The 23,459-nt window shown below is 49.7% G+C and carries 17 protein-coding genes and 2 tRNA genes; 13 read left to right on the top strand and 6 right to left on the bottom strand.

Features of this window, described 5'->3' with window-relative positions; translation table 11 throughout:
• The first annotated feature begins 54 nt into the window (after positions 1–54).
• The 5 genes from GXX57_11000 (at position 55) to holA (ending at position 6,773) form a co-directional block, all read left to right on the top strand.
• A tRNA-Ala gene (locus tag GXX57_11000) sits at positions 55–130 on the top strand.
• A gap of 164 nt (positions 131–294) precedes the next feature.
• Positions 295–2,769, top strand: a complete 2,475-nt coding sequence (locus GXX57_10995) for a leucine--tRNA ligase (GenBank protein ID HHV45174.1) — start codon at positions 295–297, stop codon at positions 2,767–2,769.
• Between the two features lie 128 nt (positions 2,770–2,897).
• Positions 2,898–3,305 (top strand): helix-hairpin-helix domain-containing protein, encoded by a 408-nt coding sequence (locus GXX57_10990; GenBank protein ID HHV45173.1) that lies wholly within the window; start codon positions 2,898–2,900, stop codon positions 3,303–3,305.
• Complete coding sequence (locus tag GXX57_10985; GenBank protein ID HHV45172.1) at positions 3,295–5,739, top strand: DNA internalization-related competence protein ComEC/Rec2; 2,445 nt, start codon at positions 3,295–3,297, stop codon at positions 5,737–5,739. Before GXX57_10990 ends, GXX57_10985 begins: the two co-directional genes overlap by 11 nt.
• A 20-nt stretch (positions 5,740–5,759) precedes the next feature.
• The gene (holA, locus tag GXX57_10980) at positions 5,760–6,773 is read left to right on the top strand and encodes a DNA polymerase III subunit delta (GenBank protein HHV45171.1); all 1,014 of its coding nucleotides are present in this window, start codon (positions 5,760–5,762) and stop codon (positions 6,771–6,773) included.
• A gap of 160 nt (positions 6,774–6,933) precedes the next feature.
• Here the strand turns inward: holA and GXX57_10975 are convergent, their stop codons facing one another.
• Positions 6,934–7,212, bottom strand: coding sequence for a 30S ribosomal protein S20 (locus GXX57_10975; protein HHV45170.1), 279 nt, complete (start codon positions 7,210–7,212; stop codon positions 6,934–6,936).
• Between the two features lie 244 nt (positions 7,213–7,456).
• Between GXX57_10975 and GXX57_10970 the strand changes: the two genes are divergently transcribed.
• From GXX57_10970 to GXX57_10935, 8 genes are all read left to right on the top strand, one after another.
• On the top strand, positions 7,457–8,500 hold the full coding sequence (locus GXX57_10970) for a GPR endopeptidase (protein ID HHV45169.1): 1,044 nt from the start codon (positions 7,457–7,459) through the stop codon (positions 8,498–8,500).
• 171 nt (positions 8,501–8,671) lie between these two features.
• Complete coding sequence (locus GXX57_10965) at positions 8,672–9,493, top strand: DeoR/GlpR transcriptional regulator (GenBank protein HHV45168.1); 822 nt, start codon at positions 8,672–8,674, stop codon at positions 9,491–9,493.
• Positions 9,494–9,610: 117 nt separating this feature from the next.
• The gene (locus GXX57_10960; GenBank protein HHV45167.1) at positions 9,611–10,576 is read left to right on the top strand and encodes a sugar phosphate isomerase/epimerase; all 966 of its coding nucleotides are present in this window, start codon (positions 9,611–9,613) and stop codon (positions 10,574–10,576) included.
• A 235-nt stretch (positions 10,577–10,811) separates the two neighbouring features.
• Positions 10,812–13,763: an extracellular solute-binding protein gene (locus GXX57_10955; GenBank protein ID HHV45166.1), complete on the top strand. Its 2,952-nt coding sequence runs from the start codon at positions 10,812–10,814 to the stop codon at positions 13,761–13,763.
• A 2-nt stretch (positions 13,764–13,765) separates the two neighbouring features.
• Positions 13,766–14,740, top strand: coding sequence for a sugar ABC transporter permease (locus GXX57_10950; GenBank protein HHV45165.1), 975 nt, complete (start codon positions 13,766–13,768; stop codon positions 14,738–14,740).
• Between the two features lie 87 nt (positions 14,741–14,827).
• Entirely contained in the window at positions 14,828–15,685 is an 858-nt protein-coding gene (locus GXX57_10945) for a carbohydrate ABC transporter permease (GenBank protein ID HHV45164.1), read from the top strand.
• A gap of 248 nt (positions 15,686–15,933) precedes the next feature.
• The gene (locus GXX57_10940; protein ID HHV45163.1) at positions 15,934–16,548 is read left to right on the top strand and encodes a DedA family protein; all 615 of its coding nucleotides are present in this window, start codon (positions 15,934–15,936) and stop codon (positions 16,546–16,548) included.
• 301 nt (positions 16,549–16,849) lie between these two features.
• A tRNA-Leu gene (locus GXX57_10935) sits at positions 16,850–16,937 on the top strand.
• A 135-nt stretch (positions 16,938–17,072) separates the two neighbouring features.
• Here the strand turns inward: GXX57_10935 and GXX57_10930 are convergent.
• The 5 genes from GXX57_10930 to GXX57_10910 all read right to left on the bottom strand — a co-directional run bounded on the left by GXX57_10930 (position 17,073) and on the right by GXX57_10910 (position 23,140).
• Positions 17,073–17,489 carry a nuclear transport factor 2 family protein gene (locus GXX57_10930; protein ID HHV45162.1) on the bottom strand — a complete coding sequence of 139 codons (417 nt, stop codon included), beginning with the start codon at positions 17,487–17,489 and terminating at the stop codon, positions 17,073–17,075.
• Positions 17,490–17,716: 227 nt separating this feature from the next.
• The gene (locus tag GXX57_10925; protein HHV45161.1) at positions 17,717–18,616 is read right to left on the bottom strand and encodes a CPBP family intramembrane metalloprotease; all 900 of its coding nucleotides are present in this window, start codon (positions 18,614–18,616) and stop codon (positions 17,717–17,719) included.
• Between the two features lie 140 nt (positions 18,617–18,756).
• The gene (locus tag GXX57_10920) at positions 18,757–19,368 is read right to left on the bottom strand and encodes a hypothetical protein (protein ID HHV45160.1); all 612 of its coding nucleotides are present in this window, start codon (positions 19,366–19,368) and stop codon (positions 18,757–18,759) included.
• 153 nt (positions 19,369–19,521) lie between these two features.
• The gene (locus GXX57_10915) at positions 19,522–22,518 is read right to left on the bottom strand and encodes a hypothetical protein (GenBank protein HHV45159.1); all 2,997 of its coding nucleotides are present in this window, start codon (positions 22,516–22,518) and stop codon (positions 19,522–19,524) included.
• Between the two features lie 121 nt (positions 22,519–22,639).
• Positions 22,640–23,140 (bottom strand): hypothetical protein, encoded by a 501-nt coding sequence (locus GXX57_10910; protein HHV45158.1) that lies wholly within the window; start codon positions 23,138–23,140, stop codon positions 22,640–22,642.
• Positions 23,141–23,459 lie beyond the last annotated feature (319 nt).

Raw genomic sequence — 23,459 nt, 5'->3', positions numbered from 1 at the left:
GATAGCATGTGACGGTAGCCACCGTTACCGGCTTAGAGTGGGTTGTCATTGTGTGGGGCTGTAGCTCAGTTGGGAGAGCGCTTGAATGGCATTCAAGAGGTCGACGGTTCGATTCCGTTCAGCTCCACCATTTTTTTATGTGACTGCCAATTAGGGTGGTACCACGGGAATGATTTCTCGCCCCTGCATTTTGCAGGGGTTTTTTCTTTGTCAGAAAAGACAGGTCATCTTGACAATAGGATTGCTTGGCGACGGGGTGGGTAGCCCCGGTATTTCGGAGGTAATACGGAGGAGATCAAGGTGCGAACCTACGATTTTAACCAAGTGGAGTTGAAATGGCAACAGCGTTGGGATGAATGGGAGTTATATAAGGTTACCGAGGATTCGGACAAGCCCAAGTTTTATTGTCTGGAAATGCTGCCGTATCCCTCGGGCAAGCTGCACATGGGACACGTCCGCAATTACGCCATCGGGGATGTCTTGGCCCGGTTTCAAACGATGCACGGCTACAATGTGTTGCATCCCATGGGCTGGGATGCCTTCGGATTGCCGGCGGAAAACGCCGCGATCCAGAGGGGGATTCCTCCTGCCATCTGGACCAGGGATAATATCGCCTATATGCGGAAGCAGTTAAGACGACTGGGATTGAGCTATGACTGGTCCAGGGAGATTGCTTCATGCTGGCCCGATTATTACCGCTGGACCCAGTGGTTGTTCTTGCAGTTCTATAAAGCCGGTCTTGTTTACAAGGCCGATGCGGTGGTGAACTGGTGTCCCTCCTGCGCTACGGTGCTGGCTAATGAGCAGGTGGTGGGGGGCAATTGTGAGCGCTGTGACAGTGCCGTGGAACAGAAGCACCTGGAACAGTGGTTTTTCCGCATTACAAAATATGCAGACCGGCTCCTGGATAACCTCGAGAAACTGGAAGGGTGGCCGGAAAAGGTTAAGACCATGCAGCATAACTGGATCGGCCGCAGCGAGGGAGCGACGATCCGGTTCCCCATCGTCGGTACGGAAAAGACCTTGGAAGTATTCACCACCCGGCCCGATACGGTCTTTGGCGTTACCTTCATGGTTTTGGCCCCGGAACATCCCTGGGTTGATGAATTGATTGCCGGAGTGGAGCATGAGGCGAAAGTCCGGGAGTTTATCGGGGAAGTGACGCGGCAAGACGAAATCTCCAGGACCGCTGAGGACACGGAGAAATTGGGCGTTTTCACAGGAAGGTATTGTGTCAACCCGCTCACCGGCGACGAGATCCCCATCTGGCTGGGCAATTATGTTCTGATGGGGTATGGGACTGGTGCCATCATGGCGGTTCCCGCCCACGATCAGAGGGACTTTGAGTTTGCCAAGAAGTATGATCTACCGATCCGGCAAGTGATCGCTGACCCGGAAACGAAGATGCCGGCTGAGGAGCTGGATGCAGCCTTCGAGGCAGAGGGCGTGCTGGTCAATTCCGGAGAGTTTTCCGGCTTGGACAGCAACACAGCCAAGGAGCGAATTACCCGGTATTTGGAGGCAAATAACCTTGGTATGTTCAAGGTCCAGTACCGGCTCCGGGACTGGCTGATCTCCCGTCAGAGGTATTGGGGAGCACCCATTCCCATCGTGATTTGCGATAAGTGCGGACTGGTACCTGTGCCCGAGGAGGAATTGCCGGTCCTTCTGCCGGAGGATGTGCATTTTGCTCCCGATGGCAAGTCGCCGCTGGCGCAACACGCTGCCTTTGCGGAGACCCGATGTCCTAATTGTGGGGAAAAGGCGCGACGGGAGACGGACACCATGGATACTTTTGTTTGTTCCTCCTGGTATTTCCTGCGCTATTGTGATCCTCACAATTCCGAGAAGGCTTTTGATAAAGACATTGTCGATTACTGGATGCCGGTGGATCAGTATATCGGTGGGGTTGAGCATGCCATCCTGCACCTAATGTATGCGCGGTTTTTCACCATGGTCCTCCATGATCTAGGGTTGTTGTCCGTGGAGGAGCCCTTCACCAATCTGCTTACCCAGGGTATGGTGCTGAAAGACGGTTTCAAGATGTCAAAGTCCAAGGGTAACGTTGTGGACCCGGATCATATTATCGAGCGGTTTGGAGCGGACACCGCCCGTCTGTTTATCTTGTTTGCTGCACCCCCGGAGCGGGATCTGGAATGGAGCGAGTCCGGTGTGGAGGGTGCCTATCGGTTCATTAACCGGGTGTGGCGGTTGGTGCAGGACTATGTACCACAAGTCAATGATGTGGAGCCCACCACCAAAAGCGACGGATTGGTTGGTGAGGATAAGGAACTACGTCGGGTGATGCATCAGACCCTTGCCAAGGTAACCTATGACATTGAACGATTCAACTTTAACACCGCCATCAGTGCCATCATGGAATACGTCAATGCCTTTTACCATTACAAGGAAAAAGGGGAGAATATGGCACTGTGTAGGGAGGGGTTGGAGAAGCTGGTATTGATGCTGGCTCCCTTTGTACCCCATGTGGCGGAGGAACTGTGGGAGATGCTGGGTGGTACCGGAAGTGTACACAGGGAACCCTGGCCCCAAGTGGACGAAGCGGCACTGCGGGTTGAAGAGATCACCATCGTGTTGCAAGTGAACGGTAAAGTCCGTGACCGGGTGGGTGTACCGGTGGATATTTCCGAGGAGGAACTCAAGGAGCTTGTTCTCTCCCGGGAGACTTTAGCTCCTTACATCGCGGGTAAGACCGTGGTCAAAGTTATCATAGTCCCGCGGAAACTGGTAAACGTTGTGGTGAAGTGATAAAGCTTCGTGCCCTGTGCAATTGACACAGGGCATTTTTTGACGCCTAGTAGTAAAGTGATGGTAAATTAGTTGACAAGCAAGATTATACGAGATACAATTAAGATAAATATTGGCGGTGAACGGAGGTGTGGAAACTGAGTCAAGGGCGAAGAGGTCGCCATCCTAGTTGGAGGTTTTCATTGGGGTTGGCGCTGTGTCTTTTCCTGAGTGTTACAGCTTACTATTACCTGCAGACCAAGGCAGGTGCCAGTGTGGAGGTGTTCTTCAGCTGGGGTGAGGATGGGGAAGAGGGTCTGGAGGATTCATCTTCGCCTGAGGAAGCTGTGGCTGAAGCTGGGGTGAAGCTGGATATCAATCGCATTGGAACCTTGGAGTTGCAACAATTGCCCGGAATCGGGCCGGCCTTGGCGGCAAGGATTTTGGAATATCGGGAGGAGAATGGTCCCTTTACGCAGGTGGAAGATCTCTTGCGGGTGAACGGTATTGGTGAGAAGACCCTGGAAAGGATCCGACCCTACATCTGTGTGGAATAGCTCTCCAGTCTACGTTTACCATAATGCCTTGGCCTTCATTGTGGGGGTTGCCCTGGCGGCCCTGACCGCGGATCACCTATCCGTAACGGTCATCTTGGGGATCGGGGGGTTGCTTCTTCTGACCAGCATCCTGCTGTTTTCCCTCGGTTCCAAAGGATTTCTGATGGTAGTTGCCTTAGCTTGGGTTCTTGTGGGTTGCCAGTACTATCTGGTCCGTTTCCAGGTTCATGAGGCGCGGTTCAGCCATCTGCGTGACTTGCGCGTTGAGTTGAGCGGGATGGTGGTCTCGCCCCCCACCGAGCGAGACGGCAAGTTCTACTTTATCGTGGCGGTGGATCAGGAACTAGAGGGAAAAACTACCCGGGGCAGAATACGGATCGGCGTAGATACCTGGGCGTGGTCTTTCGAGGACAGGGCACGGCTTGATAGGTTGAATTATGGTGATGTGGTTGTTGTCCGGGGCTGGGTGCGTAAACCCACCCGGGGCGGCAACCCGGGAGAACCCAATTGGCGAAACTACGCGTATAGAAACGGGTATTCCGCGACGGTAGCGGTGTACGATCCGGAGCAACTGCAAGTGGTAGGTGTCAATAGCGGAGGATTGTTCGGCAGTTTGCTGCACCGGTTGCGGGGGAAGCTTGCGGATTTGGAAGCAGATCTTCCCGGCTCTGTGATTCCCTTCTTCCGTTCTCTACTCTTAGGGGACCGCAGCTTGTTTACTGTGGAAGAACAAATGGCCATCGACCGGGCAGGGGCCGCCCACCTGCTTTCCATTTCGGGTACACATATCGGTTTGCTCGTGGGAGCGTTTTATTTCATAGGCCGTTGGTTGCGCAAGTTGAAGTGGCAGTGTGTACTGGTTTCTTTGCCGGTACTATATGTCTATCTATTGCTTACGGGAGCCCAGGCCTCGACCCTTCGCGCGGTCATTGGCATAGTCTTGGCAATGGTTAGTGGACTTTGCCGCCGAACCCTGCCTCCTCACCGTTGGCTAGTTCTTACCGCCTGGTTTACTCTAATCATTAACCCCCTATTCATCACTGGGGTGGGCTGGCAACTGTCCTTCGCCGCGGTGTTTGGCATTCTGTCTTTGGCCCCCTTCTTCACAAAACTGCTGTCTTTTCTCCCTAAGAAGGTGGCCAGCAGTCTGGCCATTTCGCTTAGTGCATGGATAGCCGTGACCCCACTGACGTTATACTACTTTCAAACCGCCAGTTTGATTGCTGTCATTTCTAACCTAGTGCTGGTTCCGCTCTTTGCTGTCTTGTTATTTGTTATCTTTCTACTGGGGGCGGTGGGGATCATTGTCCCGGTAGTACTTCCCTGGGGAGGCATTGTCGCCCACTACGTAGCTGTTGTGTTTTGGTGGTTGGTGTATCGCTTTGCGGAACTGCCTGGTTTTTTGCAGGTGCCGGGATTCAGCTGGTTCTATCCGGCGCTGTTTTACTTTTGGTTGATTGTCTGTCGTCCGATGCTGCGGACCGTCACTGTGGTACCCAGGACCTTGGCCTGGATACCGACATTGCGTTGGATCAACTGGACCATGGGGTTACTAATCGTTGCTCTGTGGTTTACCCTGTTCCAGTTGTGGGCAGACACTATAGAGGTGGTCTTCCTTGATGTGGGCCAAGGGGATGCGGTTTATATAGGGTTGCCGGGAGGCTATCACATGTTGATTGATGCCGGTGGCCAGCCCAATGCCCCGGACCGGCGACCCTACGATGTGGGAGAACAGGTGCTCTTGCCCTTCTTGCGGTACAAAGGGGTCAAGAAATTGGACTTGATTGTCATTACCCATCCCCATCTGGACCACTTTGGTGGTTTTGCAACGGTGATAGAAGCCATTGATGTGGGTATGGTGTGGTATAACGGACAGCATACCACGGAACAATCCTTCCAACGGCTACGGGACTTGATTGAACAAAGGGGAATGGCTTGTTATACTGTAGCCAGGGGCGACTGGTTGCAGGTGGGTGACAATCGGATCACAGTCCTGCATCCTCTCCGGGCTATGGTGGATCAGGGCTCCCTGAGTGTCAACGATGCTTCCCTAGTCCTGATGCTGGAGGGAAATGGACTTAGATTGCTCTTTACTGGGGATGTGGAGGCCCGGGGACAGCGTTTGTTGCTTTCCTATGAACAGGATTTGGCGAGTTTTGCTCTGAAAGTACCCCATCATGGTGCTGTTTCCGCTTTTGACGCCATGTTTAACCGGCTGGTGGATCCCGAGATTGCGGTGGTGCAGGTGGGACGAAACAACTTTGGCCTACCAAATCCGGCGGTGATCGACAGTCTCCAGCGACAGGGTAGTCGAGTCTTTCGTACCGATGAAGACGGGGCAGTGACCCTGCGGGTAGGGCCACAGTATTGGTTTCTGTGGACGCATCGTAGCAGGGTGTTTTCCTATGGCGCATGTTATCCAATGGTAGAGTAATCCCGGGAAAGGAGAAGCTTATGGCCAGTAAGTCTGAGGGATATGAGGTAATTCAAAGGGATCTTAAAAAGAAGGAGTTTGCACCGGTTTATTGGCTATTTGGCGAGGAAACCTACCTACGGGACAAGGCCCTACAGGATCTGTTGGACGGGTTGGTGCCCCCCGGGGAGAGGGACTGGGCTTTGACCTCCTTGTATGGTGCTGATGCGCAATTCGAATCTCTGGTCCAGTCCGTGACCTCTCAGCCCCTTGGAGCTTCTCTTTCCGTCGTGGTCATCTTGAGTTTTGATGAGATAAAACTGCAGCAGGACCAGCTTCTTCAGCTGTTAACGCTTTTGCCCAGGGATAGCTATCTGATCTTGTCCTCGCAAGCGGTCGATAAGCGCACTAGGTTCTATAAAGAAGTGAGCAAGTTAGGACGGGTTGTGGAGTTTAGTCCTGTGACTGATGAGGATGCTCGTAAATGGGTGGGCACAAGGCTCAAGGAGCAAGGAGTATCCCTGGAACCTGCGGCCTTTGAATTGCTCATGGAACGGGTTCGGAACGATCTGCAGTTGGCTGCTAGAGAGATAGACAAGCTTAGCTGCTATTGCGGCCGAGAGGGCGGCACCCTTGATCAGCGGACCGTGTCTTTGCTGCTTAGTGGTGGTAGTGGTTCCGAGGAGAAGACTATTTTTGCTTTGGTTGATGCCGTGGGAAAGAAGGAAAAGAAGCAGGCGTTGACTCTCCTTAGGCAGATGCTGTCCTTTGGTGAACAGCCGATGGGCATATTCATCATGATTGCCCGACAGTATCGGTTAATTATGGGCGTGCAGCGCTTAAGTCGGCTTGGATACAAGCCGGCGGATATGGCCAAGGTGCTAGGGTGCCATCCCTTTGTCGTCAACAAAGTTTCGAACCAAAGCAGGCTGTACTCACCTCAACAACTGCGAGGGATTATGGAGATGATTATGGAAGGAGAGAGGAAACTTAAGGAAAGCTATGAAACCCAGGCCCTTAACCTAGAGATGTTCCTCGTCAGGCTCATGCAGTAACCTTTACCTTGCAGAGAGTGGCGAAAGAAGTACACTCTGCACCCACTGAACTTTCGCACGAGACACGAGACTTTTTGCTAGCTTCCAGGGAAAACAGGGACAGAGTGAAGAAGAATAGTAGAATCGGGCGGTGTAGATTAACACACACCACCCCCCCATTCTACACAGTAGCGTTGTTTACTGTAGCCTGATTGTACGCTTTGGTGAGACGAGACTTGTTCCTTGCTGCTTTGTTGGGGTGGATAACGCCCTTTGTCGCAGCTTTGTCAAGTAGGGAAATCGCCCTGTCGAGGTAAACCCGGGCATTTTCCGGTTCGTTTTGCAGGGCGGTCCGGAATTTCCTAATTGCGGTCTTGACGGCAGACCGGACCGATTTGTTTCTTAATCTCCGGCGCTCAGCCACTCGGATGCGCTTCTTTGCAGAAGGTGTATTAGCCATTGATGTGTATAGCCTCCCTAAAATTCGCGAAATTACACATAGCAATTCTACCACGGTCTGTCCTGCTTTGCAAGCATCCCATTTTCCACCTCCATCTTTGTATTGCGCCAGGGAATACGTTGGTCACCATCTTTTCCTTTGGTACCGGGGAATTCTAATGGGCAGTGATGTTGTGATCCAAGCTATAAGGAGGGATAAAGGCCGCGGGGTTCGGTAATTATAAGGAAGAGGTGGAGGTGATGGTATGCAGTTAGAAGACGGTTTTGATTCCCGTACCGACTTGGCGATAGAATCCCAAGAGTTGTTTGTAAAGGAGCAGGGTCCGCCGGAGATCCCCGGGGTAGAGGTACATAAGGAAGAAGGAAACCATGCCATTGTCACGCGGATTTCCATCAAGTCCAAAGTCGGGGCGGATATGATGGGAAAGTCTATCGGAAACTATACGACCATCGAGGCCCCGGGATTGCGTCAACGGGACATAGAGACCCGGGATGAGGTTACTGAGTTGTTGGCCCAAGAGCTGATGCGCTACATCAAGGATCTTGACACAGCCACACCGATTTTAGTGATTGGCTTGGGGAACTGGAATGCCACCCCCGATGCCCTCGGACCTAAAGTAGTCAATCAGCTGACGGTGACTCGACACCTGTTCCAGATGCTGCCGACGGACGTAAGGGGTAAACTTCGACCTGTGGCCGCCCTGGCTCCAGGCGTTTTGGGGCTTACAGGGATTGAGACCGGTGAGATCATCCTTGGTGTGGTTCAGCGAATCAACCCAGGGCTTGTTATCTGCATCGATGCTTTAGCATCTCGGAGTTCTAAGCGACTATGCAGCACAGTCCAGATCTCAGATACTGGGATCAATCCCGGTGCAGGGGTGGGTAACCGGCGTCTGTCTATTACGCCGGAGGTCTTAGGTGTTCCGGTGGTTTCCATAGGGGTACCTACAGTGATCCATGCCACCACGATCATCAGTGATGGTTTGAAGATCTTGGAGGAAGGCCCCCAGGCTTTGGAGGAGGACGAAGAGGTGCCACGTCCTACCAGGTTTCACGTGGATCCTAACTTGATCACCAAACCTCAAGTAGATTCCTCCAAGGACAACGGAAGGGCGCAACGGAAGCAAGTTATCCGGCAACTGTTGGAACCCTATATGGGTAGTATGATCGTTACACCCAAAGAAATTGATGTTCTGATTGACGATGTGGCGGATATCGTGGCTGCAGGTCTTAATGCGTCACTGCACGACCAAGTGGACTTTGATCAGGTTGTAAAATACCTGCAGTAGCGCAGGATTACAGTTAGAGATTCGGAGAGACTTGATTCTGAAAGACCCCGAAGGGCGTATTTAGGGGTCTTTTTTATTTAATCGTCGCAATACTGTCCCGGAAGGAAAACAAGATTTCTCTGCAGAAATAAGAAGGGGCCCTAGGGCAAAACTTTCTTCTGAGGTGGTTATATGCTCGGAGAGGAACGCCGAGCAGGTATTCTTAATGAGATTCAGAAAAGAGGTACGGTTCGGGTTTCCAATCTAAGCCGGCTGTTCGGCGTTACAGAAGAGACGATCCGTCGAGATTTGGAAGAATTGGAGAAGCAGGGATTAGTCAGGCGTGTCCATGGTGGAGCCATCGGCGTCGGATCCAGTTTTGAGTTGCCATATCATGTACGGGAGATTAAGAACCCTGCTGAAAAGACCAGTATCGCGTTGCAAACAGTGGAGTTGATTAACGATGGTGATACCATCATGTTAGACGCCAGCAGTACCGCTCTATATACCGCGCGGCGACTGGTGAACAAGAAAGGTATTACTGTGGTGACAAATTCTCTGCGGATTATTAACGAAATGGCGACATTTCCAAATATTAAGGTGATCGGGGTTGGCGGCACATTGTGCAATACTAGTTTAGGCTTTGTTGGCCCCGTGGCAACTTGGACACTTCGACACTTTCATGTGGACAAGGCTGTCTTTTCCTGTAAAGGTATTACTATAGAACATGGCCTCACTGATGCTAGCGAGGTGGATACTGAGATCAAACGGTTGATGATTAAGGCTGCAGAGCAAACCATCGTTGTTGCAGATTATTCCAAGTTTGGAAATGTTGCTTTCTGTAGCATCATTGGTTTGGACGAGATAGACTGTGTTATTACTGACAGTAAAACCGATGAGAGCTATATTGCAAAGATGCGAGAACAGGGGGTTCGTGTGATTCAGGCAAAACAAGGATGCGCACCAATTACCAAGAAAAAAGACTCCACGGTGGGCAGGAATATGTCCATTTAGGTCGAATAGAGTTAGAGACAAACGAATACAAAGGAACGAATAATACGGCCTCTGCGGGAGGCTGTGTTATTGTTATGTATATGTGTAGTATATAACTCTCGGGGGAGGTCTCAAGCAATGAAGCTAGGCGTTTTTAATCCGTTGTTTTCCCAGCGGAGTCTAGTTGACACCCTGGACTACATTAAGTCTTTGGGTTTGGAAGCCATCGAGATCGGAACAGGTAATTTTCCAGGGGATGCCCATTGTCCTGTTGACGAACTGCTCGAGGATCCTAAGAAGTTAGATGAATGGAAAAAGCTCTTCGACGACCGGGGCATCGAGATTAGTGCTCTAAGCTGCCACGGTAATCCCCTACATCCACAAGAGGAAATTGCTAAGGCCCATCGCGAAGTGCAAAGAAAGGCAATCCTGCTGGCAGAGAAACTAGGTATTGATACGATTATCACCTTCTCCGGGTGTCCTGGTGACGGACCTAATGCACGTTATCCCAACTGGGTTACCTGTCCGTGGCCCGATGATTTTCTGAAGATTCTAGAGTGGCAGTGGCAAGAAGTGGCCATTCCATTCTGGCAAGAAGAAGTTAAGTTTGCGAAGGACCACGGAGTAACCAAGATTGCCTTTGAAATGCATCCAGGATTTTTGGTATACAATCCTGAAACGTTGCTGAAGCTCCGTGCCGCCGTTGGTCCCGAGATTGGTGCCAACTACGACCCCAGCCACTTGTTCTGGCAAGGCATGGATCCTGTGGCAACGATAAGAGAATTGGGTGATGCGATTTTCCACGTGCATGCAAAAGATTGTCGCATTGACCCCATCAATACTGCCCGCAATGGTGTCTTGGATACCAAACACTATGGCGATGAGATAAATAGAAGCTGGATCTTCCGTACTGTGGGCTATGGTCATTCCGATCTTGTATGGAAGGACATTGTCAGCAATCTTCGGTTGGTCGGTTATGACCATGTTCTGAGTATTGAACATGAGGACAGTCTGATGACCCCGAATGAAGGGTTTGAGAAGGCTGTCAAGTTCCTTCAGGACGTCCTCATTACCGAAGCGGCTGGAGAAATGTGGTGGGCTTAGTTTTAAGCCCATCAACCCTGCTCTAATCGGTAGCTTGACTTGAATAAGTCGAAAACCTATAATGATACAAGATATTACATTCCTGGCATGATGCAGTTCCGTTTCAATATGATGGATATAAGGGTATCTTGCTGAATACCTTACTCTATGTCGGGGGTATTGTGACCGCCTTTATTAAGGTCACTTTCTGCTATTGATTGGAGTCGGGTTGATTTACGAAGAGGAGGTTGTCCAATTGGTTGCGATTACAAAAAGGGTTCCGGACAAGCGACGCATGCGCCTTGCGGTAGCGACTATAGTGCTGCTTGGCATGTTTGTGATTGCTTCCTTGCAGTTTGCTTTGCAGAAAGCCTATGCTTCCGCTGATGTACGGGCCAGTCTCTTTGAGTTACCGGAAGAGCCCTACTGGAACATGATGCAAACTTATAAGGAACAAGGGTATGAGATTAGTGACGTTGAAGTCGTCATAAAAGGAGCGCACTATTCTGATACCAATGCAGACACTTTGGAAGTGGTTAGCGAGTTGGATGGGCGCACCGGCGAGATCCTAATTTGGCGCGAAAGCGAAACCATGGATACGTGGGTCGAATGGACCGTCGAGATTCCCAAATCCGGTCTGTATTCGATGACCTTCACCTACTATCCGATTGAAGGCAAGCGTGCACCTATCCGTAGAGCGCTGAAGATTGACGGCGAGTATCCTTTCAGGGAAGCCCGTCGCTTCCAATTCAATCGGCTATTTCGAGATGCCGCACCTCCAATTCAGGATAACCGCGGTAATGACGTGCAACCGGCTCAGGTTGAGATCAAGCAATGGATTACAACTCAACTGTATGATCCCGATGGTCTATATATTGATCCGGTTCTGTTCTATTTAGAAGAAGGTACCCATACTATTCGTTTAGAGGCCCTATCTGAGCCAATCGCCATTGACACGATCGTCCTCGGTGGCCTGAAGAAGGTACCAACTTACGAAGAAGTCTTGAATGAATATAGGGCGAAAGGCTATAAAGAGGTCGAGAACGTTTTTGTCAAGTTCCAAGCCGAAGACACCTACACTAAGAGCGACGCTACTATCCGTCGGGAATTTGGTTCCGATCCCCTTTCTGAGCCCTTCGCAGCTGGCCAGTGGCGCTTGAATGAATTCGGCGGCTGGCGTTGGCGTAAGGGTAATCAAGAGGTTACCTGGAAGTTTACCGTACCCGAGACAGGCTTCTATAAACTGATTATGCGCGTATACCAGGACGAGCACCTACCTTCGGTTCGTTCTATTCGAATTGACGGTGAGTTCCTCTTTGAGGAAATGAAGGAAGTCAACTTCTACCGTGATAAGCACTGGCGCATTGAAGTCTTTTCCGATGAAAATGGTCAGCCCTATCTGATTCCGTTGGAAGCTGGGGAACACACCTTGACTATGACCGTTAAGGTGGGCGAAGTGGCCCGTACTGTCAACGTGTTTACTAGCACCATTCGGAAAATGGCTGATTTGGGTCACAGGGTCAGTATGCTAATTGGACGAAATCCCGACCCGAACATGGAATGGGAGTTGGAAAAGCGTATTCCCAATTTGATCGAGGACTTGCAGGCCATCCGTGAAGAGTTGGCCGGTGAGGTAGATTTCCTTACTGAATTGGCGCTGGGTAAGAGACCGATTATCGCCAACAGTATTCTGATCGTCTTAGAGCAACTTGATCAGTTCCTGGATGACCCGGACCGGATGGTTCTTGGACTTGAGCGCTTCCAGACCAACCAACAGTCCTTGGGGACATGGATCCTGGACCTGCAGAACAAGTCGCTTAGAATGGACTACATCGCCTTTGCTAGCCCAGACATGCCTGAGCCTCGCGGCAGGTCTAGTCTTTGGGAAAGATGGAGCCTTAGCTTCTTCAACTTCCGGGATTCCTTCAACAAGGATTACACCGGTGTAGGAAGCTATCATGAGGAAGGCCGTGTCCTGGAGGTTTGGTCTCTACGTGGTCGTGAATGGACTCAGATCATCAAGGAGATGGCTGAGGAGACCTTTACCCCGGTAACAGGTATCCATGTGAATATGAATATTCTTCCCTCGAACCAAACCCAGGTGTTGTTGCTAGCCACCGTGGCGGGACAGGGTCCAGACTTGGCGTTGGGCGTACCGCCTACAATGCCTGTAGAGTTTGCGATTCGTAATGGGTTGGTGGATCTATCCCAATTCCCTGATTTTGAGGAAGTAGCCCAGCGGTTCCGTCCTGGTGCGATGACTCCCTTTGAGTATCGGGGAGGAGTTTACGCCCTGCCTGAGAACCAGGACTTCTCGATGATGTTCTATCGTACCGATATCCTCGGTATGTTAGGGCTTGAACCGCCGCAGACCTGGGAAGATGTCTACAAGATGATTCCGACCCTCCATGCCAACCGACTTGACTTCTACTACGGCGGTGGTGGTTCTAGTGCTGGGTTTATGCCCTTCCTATACCAGCATGGAGGACAGTTCTACACTGACGACGGATTGAGGTCGGCGCTGGATACGCCTGAAGCTTTACAGGCCTTTAAGGAATACACGGACCTGTATACCAGTTATAGGATTCCGATGGAAGCCAACTTCTACATGCGGATGCGTACCGGTGAGATTCCCATCGGTGTAGCAGGTTACGGAGTGTATACTCAGCTATCCACTGCCGCTCCGGAGATTACCGGATGGTGGGAGATGGCGCCGATGCCTGGCCGCATGAGAGAAGACGGTGTGATTGACCGAAGTGCTGGAGGTTCGTCACAGGTTGCCATTATTATGAGAGACTGTGATGATCCCGAGGCCGCATGGGAGTTCTTGAAGTGGTGGACCAGCGCGGAAGTGCAAGCCCAATACGGAACAGAGCTCGAAGCGTTGATCGGTGTCGAAGCCCGATGGAACACAGCTAACGTTGAGGCGTTGAAGTCTCTCCCGTGGCCGCGCCAAGATATCGAGGCTATTTTGGAGCAGTGGGAATGGTTCCAGGAAATCCCGGTAGTATTGGGCGGTTACTACACGGACCGGCATATCAAGAACGCTTGGAACCGGGTGGTTCTGCAAGGGTGGAACCCAATGGAGGCTCTCGAAGAAGCGGTTCGTGATATTAACCGAGAACTGAAGAGAAAGCAGGAGGAATTCGGTATTACCAGTGCTGAAGATCTCCGCAGCGTTTTGCAGCAGGCTGAAGGGAGTGACTGATTATGGCTGAGCAGAAAGTGGAATTTGGGAATAAAACTGGTGGGCTTCAAACGGTTGAGCTAACGTTTGGGCAGAAGCTTAAGGATTTGTGGAAGAGTATAAAGCAACACAAGTTGTCGTACTTGTTCGTGGCCCCGTACATGATCCTGTTTGCGCTGTTTACTATTGGACCTGTACTGGCTGCGATATACCTGAGCTTCACGTACTTTAACGTGTTGGAACCACCGCGGTGGATCGGATGGACGAACTATCGTCTGTTATTCCTGGAAGATGATATATTCCTGATTGCCATTAAGAACACGATCGTGTTTGCGGTAATTAGCGGTCCTGTGGGATATATTGCCTCCTTTTTATTGGCGTGGCTGATTAACCAGCTCAGAAGGTTCCGGTTGGCTTATACCCTGGCGTTCTATGCTCCGTCCATGACGTCGGGTGTGGCGATGGGTGTAATCTGGCAGTACTTCTTCTCAGGAGACCGCTATGGGTTGGTTAACAACTTCTTGATCAATATGGGTGTGATGAGGGAGCCCTTCCTGTGGCTACAGGATGTACGCACCCAGATGCCCGTGGTAATCTTGGTGTCCCTGTGGATGAGTATGGGTGCCGGGTTCTTGGCGATGTTGGCTGGATTGCAGACGGTGCCCGACGAACTATATGAAGCGGGAGCCATCGACGGGATTCAAAGCAAGTTCCAGGAGATTTGGTATATCACGCTGCCGATGATGAGACCGCAGTTGCTCTTCGGTGCGGTGATGGCGGTGGTGAACTCCTTCAACGTCTTTGGAGTTGCCGTAGCGTTGACTGGCTTACCAAGCCCGTTGTATGCAACCCATACAATAGTTGCTCACTTGCATGACTACGCGTTCATCAGGTATGAGCTTGGTTATGCCTGTGCGATTGCGATGGTTTTGTTCGTGGCGACTTTCTCGCTGAACCGTGGTTTGATGAAGGTGTTCTCAACCAGAGGTGACTTCTAAGACCTGGTCTAGAGGCAGCAGGAGTCTCTCTCCTGCTGCTTTCGCTGACGTGGTGTTGGTCACGTTATTTCGAGGAGGTTTTATCGGATGGCTATTGTTGAGAAGAGAGGATTTTTCTCGGGGAGGACGTTGCTGATCATCTTCATGACGGCCCTGGGACTATTCCAGATGCTTCCCTTGATCTTCATGGTATCCCATGCTTTTAAGCCGCTAGATGAGTTGTTCCTGTTCCCACCAAGGTTTTTTGTGCGGAACCCAACACTGGACAACTTTGCTGATCTGCTGGTGGCCACGTCCGGTACGGATGTCCCCTTTTCAAGATACTTGTTCAACAGTCTGTGGGTTTCTGTGATCGTGGTTGTCGGTAGTGTTATTGTCTCAAGTTTATGTGCGTATCCCTTGGCGAAACATCACCGTATGCCGGGTAGGGATTTCTTGTTTAACGTTATCGTGTCCGCGTTGATGTTCCCCGGCGCGGTAACAACCATCCCTGGTTATCTGGTGATCAACGGGTTGGGGCTGATTGATACGTACTGGGCGTTGATTCTGCCTGCTCTGGCCGGTCCCATGAATATGTTCTTGATGCGACAGTTTATGACGCAGATTCCTGATTCACTCATTGACGCGGCGAAGGTGGACGGTGCATCGGAGTGGAGTACATTCATGAAGGTGGTTGTACCGTTTGCTAAGCCCGCCTGGGCTACTGTGACAATCTTCGCGTTCATGGGTGTGTGGAATGACTCATGGTCTCCCGTGGTATATCTGCGCACAGAGGCTATGAAGACGTTGCCGGTAGCGATTCAGACGATTCAAGGCGGCGGTATCGGACGTGCGGGTGCTGCGGCCGCGGCTTCGTTGCTGATGACCGCTCCGGTGATCATTGTGTTCCTGATTCTGCAGAGTCAGGTTCTGAGTACGATGGCGTATTCAGGTATTAAGGCATAAGCTAGTTTGTGGTGGGATGCGATTGGGCACCTAGGGTTGTTGCTGGGTGCCCAATTCTTGTTTTAGTCGGTTGAAGTTTCTAGCGTTGGGTTAGGGGCAACTGCAATATGGCTGCAGATAAGGTCTTTTGGGAGGGCCTAGTGAGTTGGAAAGCCCTTTTGGATGTTGATGGTCTACCGTAGTAGCGTGCATTAGGATCGTGAGAGTGACATAAGATGTATGGAGGCTAGATTCAAAGGGAGTACGTCATGCATGAGGTAGTCGTGGACATCATCAATCGGTATGGGTATATCGGGATACTCTTGTTGATTACCCTGGAAAACGTTTTTCCGCCAATACCGTCGGAAGTCATCTTGACCTTTGGTGGTTTTGTAACCACTTACACAAGCTTGAGGGTTTGGGGTGTGGTGGTGGCTGCCACCGTCGGTTCGGTGCTTGGGGCCGTGATCCTCTATGGTGTTGGGCGGCTGATGAATGCTGAACGGCTGGGACGTCTCCTGGATGGTAGATGGGGCAAAGTATTGCGTTTGAAGAAAGATGATGTGCTAAAGGCGGAAGAATGGTTTTTGCGGCACGGCAACTTGGCTGTCTTCCTTTGTCGCTTTGTCCCCATTGTGCGGAGTCTGATCTCCTTGCCGGCAGGTATGTCCAAAATGCCTCCACGTTCTTTCTTGATACTAACCATCATCGGTACTTCCATATGGAATGTGGTTTTGGTGTTGCTGGGTCGACTCGCGAGAAATGCATGGGAGATAATCGTTGAGTACTTGGATATTTATAGCCTCATTGTCTTAGTGCTGGTTGGAGTAGTGGGGATGGTAGTTGTGGTTAGGTTTCTCAAACGGCGGTTTTCGGACCTCTAAGACAAGGATTGGTTGGGAGTAGATCTGAGTATCTCTGGGCTGCATTGGGTTGTGGGCTATTGGAGGGGGAAGACGCGGTGGACGGCTATTAGTACTTGCAGCTTCAGAGGTCTGTTAATACAGGAGTGGGCCAAGGCAGGCTAGACTACCGCTGGTACTTTGGTGTGTAGGTCGGTTTAGGAGGGGACAATGCCCGTAACACTATCGGCGCACTGGGTTCTCAAGGATTTTTGCAAAGAAAAGATCATCGGGCCCTTGATCTGTAGGAGGATATGTGCTAAAATCACATTGTCGTAAGCGAGCCGAAGTGGTGGAATTGGCAGACGCGCTGCGTTCAGGGCGCAGTGGGCTTCACGCCCGTGGGGGTTCAAATCCCCCCTTCGGCACCATAAGAAGATTAACCCCAGTTTAGCTGGGGTTTTGTTGTTTTGTTAATGAAGTTGCCGATCAAATGACCATCATCCATAAAATGGTAGTGTTTCTTTGATTCGATACAATCGTATACCCAAAGTTTTCTTCACAACTCATTGCCAAATTATCGCAATCCCATCTATCAACCATGTTCCATCTATTTTTCTCAGACTGTACCCGGTCACATCAGTAATACCTTGTACAAATCCGTTTTGTTTTATTGCGTAATTCCATATCCCTACTACGGTAGCGCGATCATTACCCTTGAATTCTATTTTGTAATTAGTTATCTGACTCTCCACATAAATAGCAATATCCCATTCCGCTTTGTGCATTTCAATGACTGAGTTTTTTGGTAGAGTTCCCTCCATATTAGGTGTGTTCACCAACACATGACTGCTATATACCGAAGAGAGCAAATCGACATTTTGGGAAACCAAAGCATCGTGGTATCCATCGAGCGTCTTTTCAATCAGCAGTTCATCCATTAATCGTAAAAATATGGCTGTCTGTTCATCGCTAGCAGTCATATGTGAATCATTTTAGGCACATCGTAAAGAAAACTTCGTCCACAGAATCGCATAAATTAGTAATAATGAAAATCCCTGCCACATGACAGGGCTGTCCTGGCATCGGCAGGGAGTATTATCCATTCAACGTAGCATACACGGCTTCTGCCCGTGTATAATGACCTCCATCTAGTAGTTGGACACAATCCTCCAGCAGTGTGCTACCTGTGCAGAGGAAGACCTGGCACCTAAAAACCTACCACATTACTGAGAGCGTGGATCAGGATCCAAGGCCAGAGCATTCCTGTACGATAAACCCCATAGGCCAGCAAGCCTCCAAACAATCCGGTGCTCGCAACACTACTTAAAGCCAAGGGTACAGTAGGATAAACCCGAAAAACAAAATCTGGAATGTGCAAGAGAGCAAACAACAATACAGACAGACCGATCCCCCAGATTGGTTTCTTGGTGATGGCTATGAACAAAGGTTGCATCACACCGCGGTAAAAGAACTCTTCTTGAAATCCCGCGTACAATATGGCGTAAAATAGAAAAACCCAGCGTTCTATTGTCAAGCCACTAAAGAGGAATGCTATCATGTAGATAATCAAAAACGGGAGCGCAGGTTTCAAATCGCCTCCAGAAAAGCCAAGCCCTCCCCGCTTCACTCCTAATCTATACAAAACAAAGGCAGGAATAAATACGAAGAATGGCAAGCTGCGTACAATGTTGGCAGTCATATATCCCCCTGGAAATTCATTGAAAAGATTATGCCAAAGATTCCATCCCGGGATCACTGAAAACAATGGATGCCCCGGCATAAACCCTTGTCTCTGCAATCTGTCCACAATCGAGCCCAGGATGAACAAATAAATGATAAAAACGATCACCGCACCTCGCTTTGCCTGTCTTGGCTCCAATCTCTGCACAGCGAATCGTTCCCCTAAAGGCTTCTCTGACAGGAGGTATATTATCCCTAAGGCAAGTCCATAGACTACAATGCCTACGATACCAGAGCGTAATCCGTTGAACAGATTACCACCATATGAAGTATTGGACCATACTTTTGCAGATAAAAACGCCAGCGCAAAGATAATAGGCACAGGATGACATACTAAGCGCTGGTAAAAACCTAAAAGTTTCTTCACCATGACAACCACCTATTCTTCCGTAGATTACATGTGATGCTTGAGATGGACCGCTTTACTAACGTTCATTCTGATCCCCTCTGGTCAAACTTTTCTCGACTGCCGTAGTATAAGGCAAATCCACAATGTCTTCACTGCTCTTATCTCGTGAGATATAATGCTTCGACCAAGGCTGCTCCGACCAGAAAAAGAAATGCCAACAGACCTAATGCTATTTCTGTACCGGTAAACTTCAGGGATCGCAAAGTATGCTGTTCAGCCCACTCCCTAGCGGGAAAACTGTTAGCGACAAGCAATGATTTGGTGAGAGTAATTGCACAAAAAATGGCATAGGCACTTGTCTCCCATAAGCCTATTCGCAAATACTGCATGTTTGCCGCCGCCACACTAGCAAACGGAACTTCAAAGCTATTCGTCCCTGCTACCCAACCAATTGCCGCGCCCTGAACAAGTAGTACTAACAGACCAGGAGTAACCGAACCAAACCGAACCAATAAATTACCTGCACCAATTAGCAGCAGCACGATGCAGTTCCTGGCCACGATGTAGCCTGCTGTAGTGGCCACCCCGCCGACTGCTGCGCTGGAAGGTGCTACTGTCTGCACATCTACCCACGCACCAGGCTTTGCCCAATATCCTACTGCGAAAAACAGCCAGAGTACAGACTGGAGAAGGAGCCAAATGATGATGGTTCTCTTAACCGCCCCAACTTGATACAACCCACTACAAAGTCGTCCTTTAGATCTTGACATGTTTGACACTCCTTTGATTTTGTTCATCCTGCACCAACTCGATTACCGATATCCATAACATAAGATGATTCACCAGATTTTGTTGACTCACTTTCGCCCACGGGTCATAATGAAATTCCTGTAAGCTCCTTGGAAAATCGTTATGAGCCTTCTCTATATGGGATTGACAATGCCAATTCTTAAGCTGTCTGTATCTGGCAAGGTCAGATTCTTACTGTACCGTGCTTGAACTTTTATGCCTATTGGTGTTTGGTAGGTTAAACCCACACCAATACTATGCAGCAGGTTGCTTTGATCTCTTTTAGCTGCATCTTCCCAGATTTTGGCTACCTCATAATCAACATGAGCTGCCAGGTCATAAGTGAAATAACGCCTCACTTCCAACTTAGAATACAGATACATCTCGCCCACAAATATGGGAGAATCTGTACCTAGTTGCCCGTTGCCACCCAAACGAAGTCTGCGATCAAACGGAGTCCCGCTTTCAGTCCGAGCAGCAGTTATCTCTGCACAAGCAACAAAGCCTTCCCCAAGATAGGACAGGTTTCTCGCTCCAATGTGCCAGCTGGTAAAACTCTCAGCTAAGTCTTCTCTATTTGCCAGGATGGCAACACCAGCCTTTACGGAAGTCCCTCCTTGGGTCCAAGTTGTAGTACCGGGTATACCTGTTTGGAGCGTTGCAGCCAGGGTCGCATACTCACCACTAGGTACAACAAAGCCTGTGGTTGTACTGATGTCGTTAACGTAACTCTGCGAATATCCCAGCATGAGGCCTATCCCACTGTAATGCCCAAGCGGTACATTGCTGGTGATGGAAATGTCCTTCCGATCAAGACTGTATTGACTTCCCTCATGTTTACCCCAACCGAGCTTGGTGTTCGTTGTTTGTGATTGATAGCGTACAGTAGTCGGCCAGAGGCCGAGGGGGAATGTCAGGTAGGCCGTTCTGCGGCGACTTGGCCCAAAACTGTATTCGCCACCGATAGATGCCAAGGTCCCTGCCACATTATAGTACCGAATCGCTATTGTCTTGTGGGAAAGGTTCAAGATATTCTCTATCACGAATTGGACAGGGTCTAAGTAGAAGCCAAATCCTTCACTGATCCGCACAACGATATCCACGGCATTTTCCTGTATGGGAACCACATGCATTTGAACCTGATCGAGTGCTCCCAGGGCATCAAGTCTACGCTTCCCGGATGCAAACTGGGAAGCGTCAAACGATGAACCTGGTTCAAGCCGGATAATCCGAGAGACTACCCTTTCATTTGTGTCGTGGGCACCGAGGATTCGAACATTGGCTATTTGCATCCCGTCATACTGGTTGTACAAATCGGCATCATTGTATGGGACAACCTGTAGAGCCTTAAGGAAACGAGCGATGGCACTATCTTTAGTCGTAAAGTAATACGAAGAGCCGGAATGCTCTATATAAACAGGTCTTTGCAGGCCTACCCCGGCGAGCTGCCGGTAAAAGTCAGGGTCACCACCTAAATCGGCAGTTTGTACTTCCAAGGCTGCTCGATAGCTCTCAACTGCTGCAGCTCGATCCCCTGCATTGTCGTGAAAAGAACCAAGAGTGGCCAGCGCTTCCAGCAGATAATAGGGTTCAGATACATGGGGCCTATCTGCTATGGCCTGGAAGTAGTGTTGAGCTTGCGCTAGGTCTCCCAGCCGCAGACAGGCACGAGCCTTTAGATTCAATACCGCTTCAGCATCAGCAAACTCGAGATCAAGCTGATCAAGATAATCCAGGGTGGCAGCTAACTGGTTTTGGGAGTAAGCAAGTGCTGCCTGCCGGACAAGCAGCCAGTTGGCAAGGTTGTGATCCTCATTGGTGGGCTTAATGTTTCGCGAAAAGACTGCCGGCTGATCGCCTGCCAGTGCTCTGGCAAGGCTAAAGGCATAGAATTCGCTGTCTGGAGATCCCCGCCCTTCATCGGGAATGGAGATCCACACCATCTGCTCTTCGGGTGAAAACACACAACTTAACAAAGATCCAGCGTTGTTGACTCCGTCCAAAAGGCCTTCATATTCGGCACTGCCGGGCTTACCCCGATCCCGCAGCAGCTCAACCATGGATTCTGCACAAATCTCTCCGTAATTGTCGGAAAGGAACTGAGTGATCCGGCCGTCACGGCGTACAGAAGACAGCCAGCCTGAGGCTTGGAACTGCTGCATATACTCGGTGTTATACCGGTTAGTGGCAAACAGTAGTCCTTCCTCGGCTCTTCGTATGGCATAACGATTTGCATCGACTTCCAGCACTACTGCATCAGGGATCTTGCTGTCGGAAATCACAATATTCATACCAAAGGTACGTGGTGTACTTAGTACAATTTCGATGGCTTCGTCTAAAGTTGATGCATACTGCACTATTTGACGCATCAAAAAGACCATGGCCATACCATCGAGCGAGTTATCAGCCTGATCCACTAAAGAATAATTCATGGAAACAGTAATTCCATGGTTGTTCATGGCCTGCATGGTACCAGCTTGAATCGGATATATGTGAGTGATAAAAGGATATCCTTGATCCGGTTCAAAAACTACCACATAGCCATATTGCGCCCAATCCACCATGGATAGATTATCGAGGTTGCGGGCATGGTATAAGGACCCGCTGGCTGTGGCCTCACCATAAGCCACTACGGAGGTACAGCCAAAGCTCATGCTTAGATCCTGATACACATTGCCGATAATAACATCCGTGGGATCAGTATCTTTCCCCCCACTCACTCCATGAACAATGCCCTCGAGCTCCAAAAATAAATGCTCCGGGATATTTCTGCGAATCCAAGGAGCCATCTTGTACTGAAAGTAGAATTTTTTAAAACCCTGAACAAGCCGATCAAATCCTGAGCTTTGAGCGTTCAACGGATTTAGCTCATCTTTCATCTGCAGCAGTTCCTCTGCGGAAATTAAATGTGCAAGCAACGCACCATGTTGAAGCCCCATCTCATAGGGAGTGCCCTTGAGATGCATAAAGACCATCGGCCCCATTATCTCCAGATATCCTTCTCCAGCCTGGAGCCTATTGCCAATTTGCTCCACACGCAATTCCGTGAAACTTTGGGATGAACTCGTGAGCAGTACAACAAATACTACTGCAAAAGCCAGCGCCCGTACCAATCGGTGTACATAGTCCATTCGGCCTAACCATCCCTCATTATGGATTGATGGCAATAAATGCCAACCACTTTTTTATTCTCCTACGCGAAATCTCTATCCTCCTTGAAGTAATCATTGTTTGTGACATTTTTTAACTGAATCACAGGAAGTTCCAATAATACAGCAAGAACACAAACCCTTGAGATAGAATGGAATATAGAAGAGGCTTAAGATATTTCATCCGCTTTCTAATCTGATTCAGAGCGATCAAAGTGATGGCTGCAGTCAAAACAGCATAAACCCAACTGACCAGCTGAACATATCCTAAAGCTGGCGTAGGTTCCAGGGCCACCATAGGTATCCCATATACAGGGTGAACATTTCCTACTAAAGTGAATAACAGTACATAGAAACCAATTTGAGCAAGAGTTAGTAAAGTCACAACAAAAACGGCAGGCCGGGTAAAAGTAATCCGCCTCGTCTGCCGCTTTACCAGCAGCAATGCCCAACGGATAATCGTACCGAGAAACACTAATAAAGAAACTCCTCCTAAAAGCAAGGCAAACTCAGTTGTTGCATACCAGGGTGTTCTCAGGAGGACTCCCGGAGAGTCTGTGTAGTATTGAATAACCTTGCCGGTTCCATCTGTTACTGGATACATTGATGATCCTCCATCTAGACTACGAAACACACCCGAATCGGTTGGAATGTATCTATTTGTTGATGTACCTACTCTGGCAACCAGGCAGCCATCCTGATCCACAGCAATTTTGATGGGGTTCAGCAGTCGGAAAATTGCCTCCGTTTCAGTGTAATTACTCTATCGCAACCATTGGATCGAAAAAGCTGAAGTTGAGCCTTTCCCAGATAATCGGACACCGTTTCGTGTTCTTTACTCGCTATTTCTTAAGTTTGCTCGATGATCTGTTTTACGCCGCCAGACCAAGGCTTTTTAATTGTTGTTTGAATTTTAAAGGGCT

The sequence above is a fragment of the Bacillota bacterium genome, from assembly GCA_012839765.1.
Taxonomy (GTDB): domain Bacteria; phylum Bacillota; class Limnochordia; order DUMW01; family DUMW01; genus DUMW01.
The sequence above is the reverse complement of the archived record's forward strand: the minus strand, read 5'-3'. Positions and strand labels throughout refer to the sequence as shown.

Coding starts and splice junctions, on each gene's coding strand:
- GXX57_10940 (HHV45163.1), top strand. CDS start 15,934: ATGCATGAGGTAGTCGTGGACATCATCAATCGGTATGGGTATATCGGG.
- GXX57_10920 (HHV45160.1), bottom strand. CDS start 19,368: ATGTCAAGATCTAAAGGACGACTTTGTAGTGGGTTGTATCAAGTTGGG.
- GXX57_10970 (HHV45169.1), top strand. CDS start 7,457: ATGCAGTTAGAAGACGGTTTTGATTCCCGTACCGACTTGGCGATAGAA.
- GXX57_10945 (HHV45164.1), top strand. CDS start 14,828: ATGGCTATTGTTGAGAAGAGAGGATTTTTCTCGGGGAGGACGTTGCTG.
- GXX57_10910 (HHV45158.1), bottom strand. CDS start 23,140: ATGTATCCAGTAACAGATGGAACCGGCAAGGTTATTCAATACTACACA.
- GXX57_10915 (HHV45159.1), bottom strand. CDS start 22,518: ATGGACTATGTACACCGATTGGTACGGGCGCTGGCTTTTGCAGTAGTA.
- holA (HHV45171.1), top strand. CDS start 5,760: ATGGCCAGTAAGTCTGAGGGATATGAGGTAATTCAAAGGGATCTTAAA.
- GXX57_10950 (HHV45165.1), top strand. CDS start 13,766: ATGGCTGAGCAGAAAGTGGAATTTGGGAATAAAACTGGTGGGCTTCAA.
- GXX57_10975 (HHV45170.1), bottom strand. CDS start 7,212: ATGGCTAATACACCTTCTGCAAAGAAGCGCATCCGAGTGGCTGAGCGC.
- GXX57_10930 (HHV45162.1), bottom strand. CDS start 17,489: ATGACTGCTAGCGATGAACAGACAGCCATATTTTTACGATTAATGGAT.
- GXX57_10960 (HHV45167.1), top strand. CDS start 9,611: ATGAAGCTAGGCGTTTTTAATCCGTTGTTTTCCCAGCGGAGTCTAGTT.
- GXX57_10965 (HHV45168.1), top strand. CDS start 8,672: ATGCTCGGAGAGGAACGCCGAGCAGGTATTCTTAATGAGATTCAGAAA.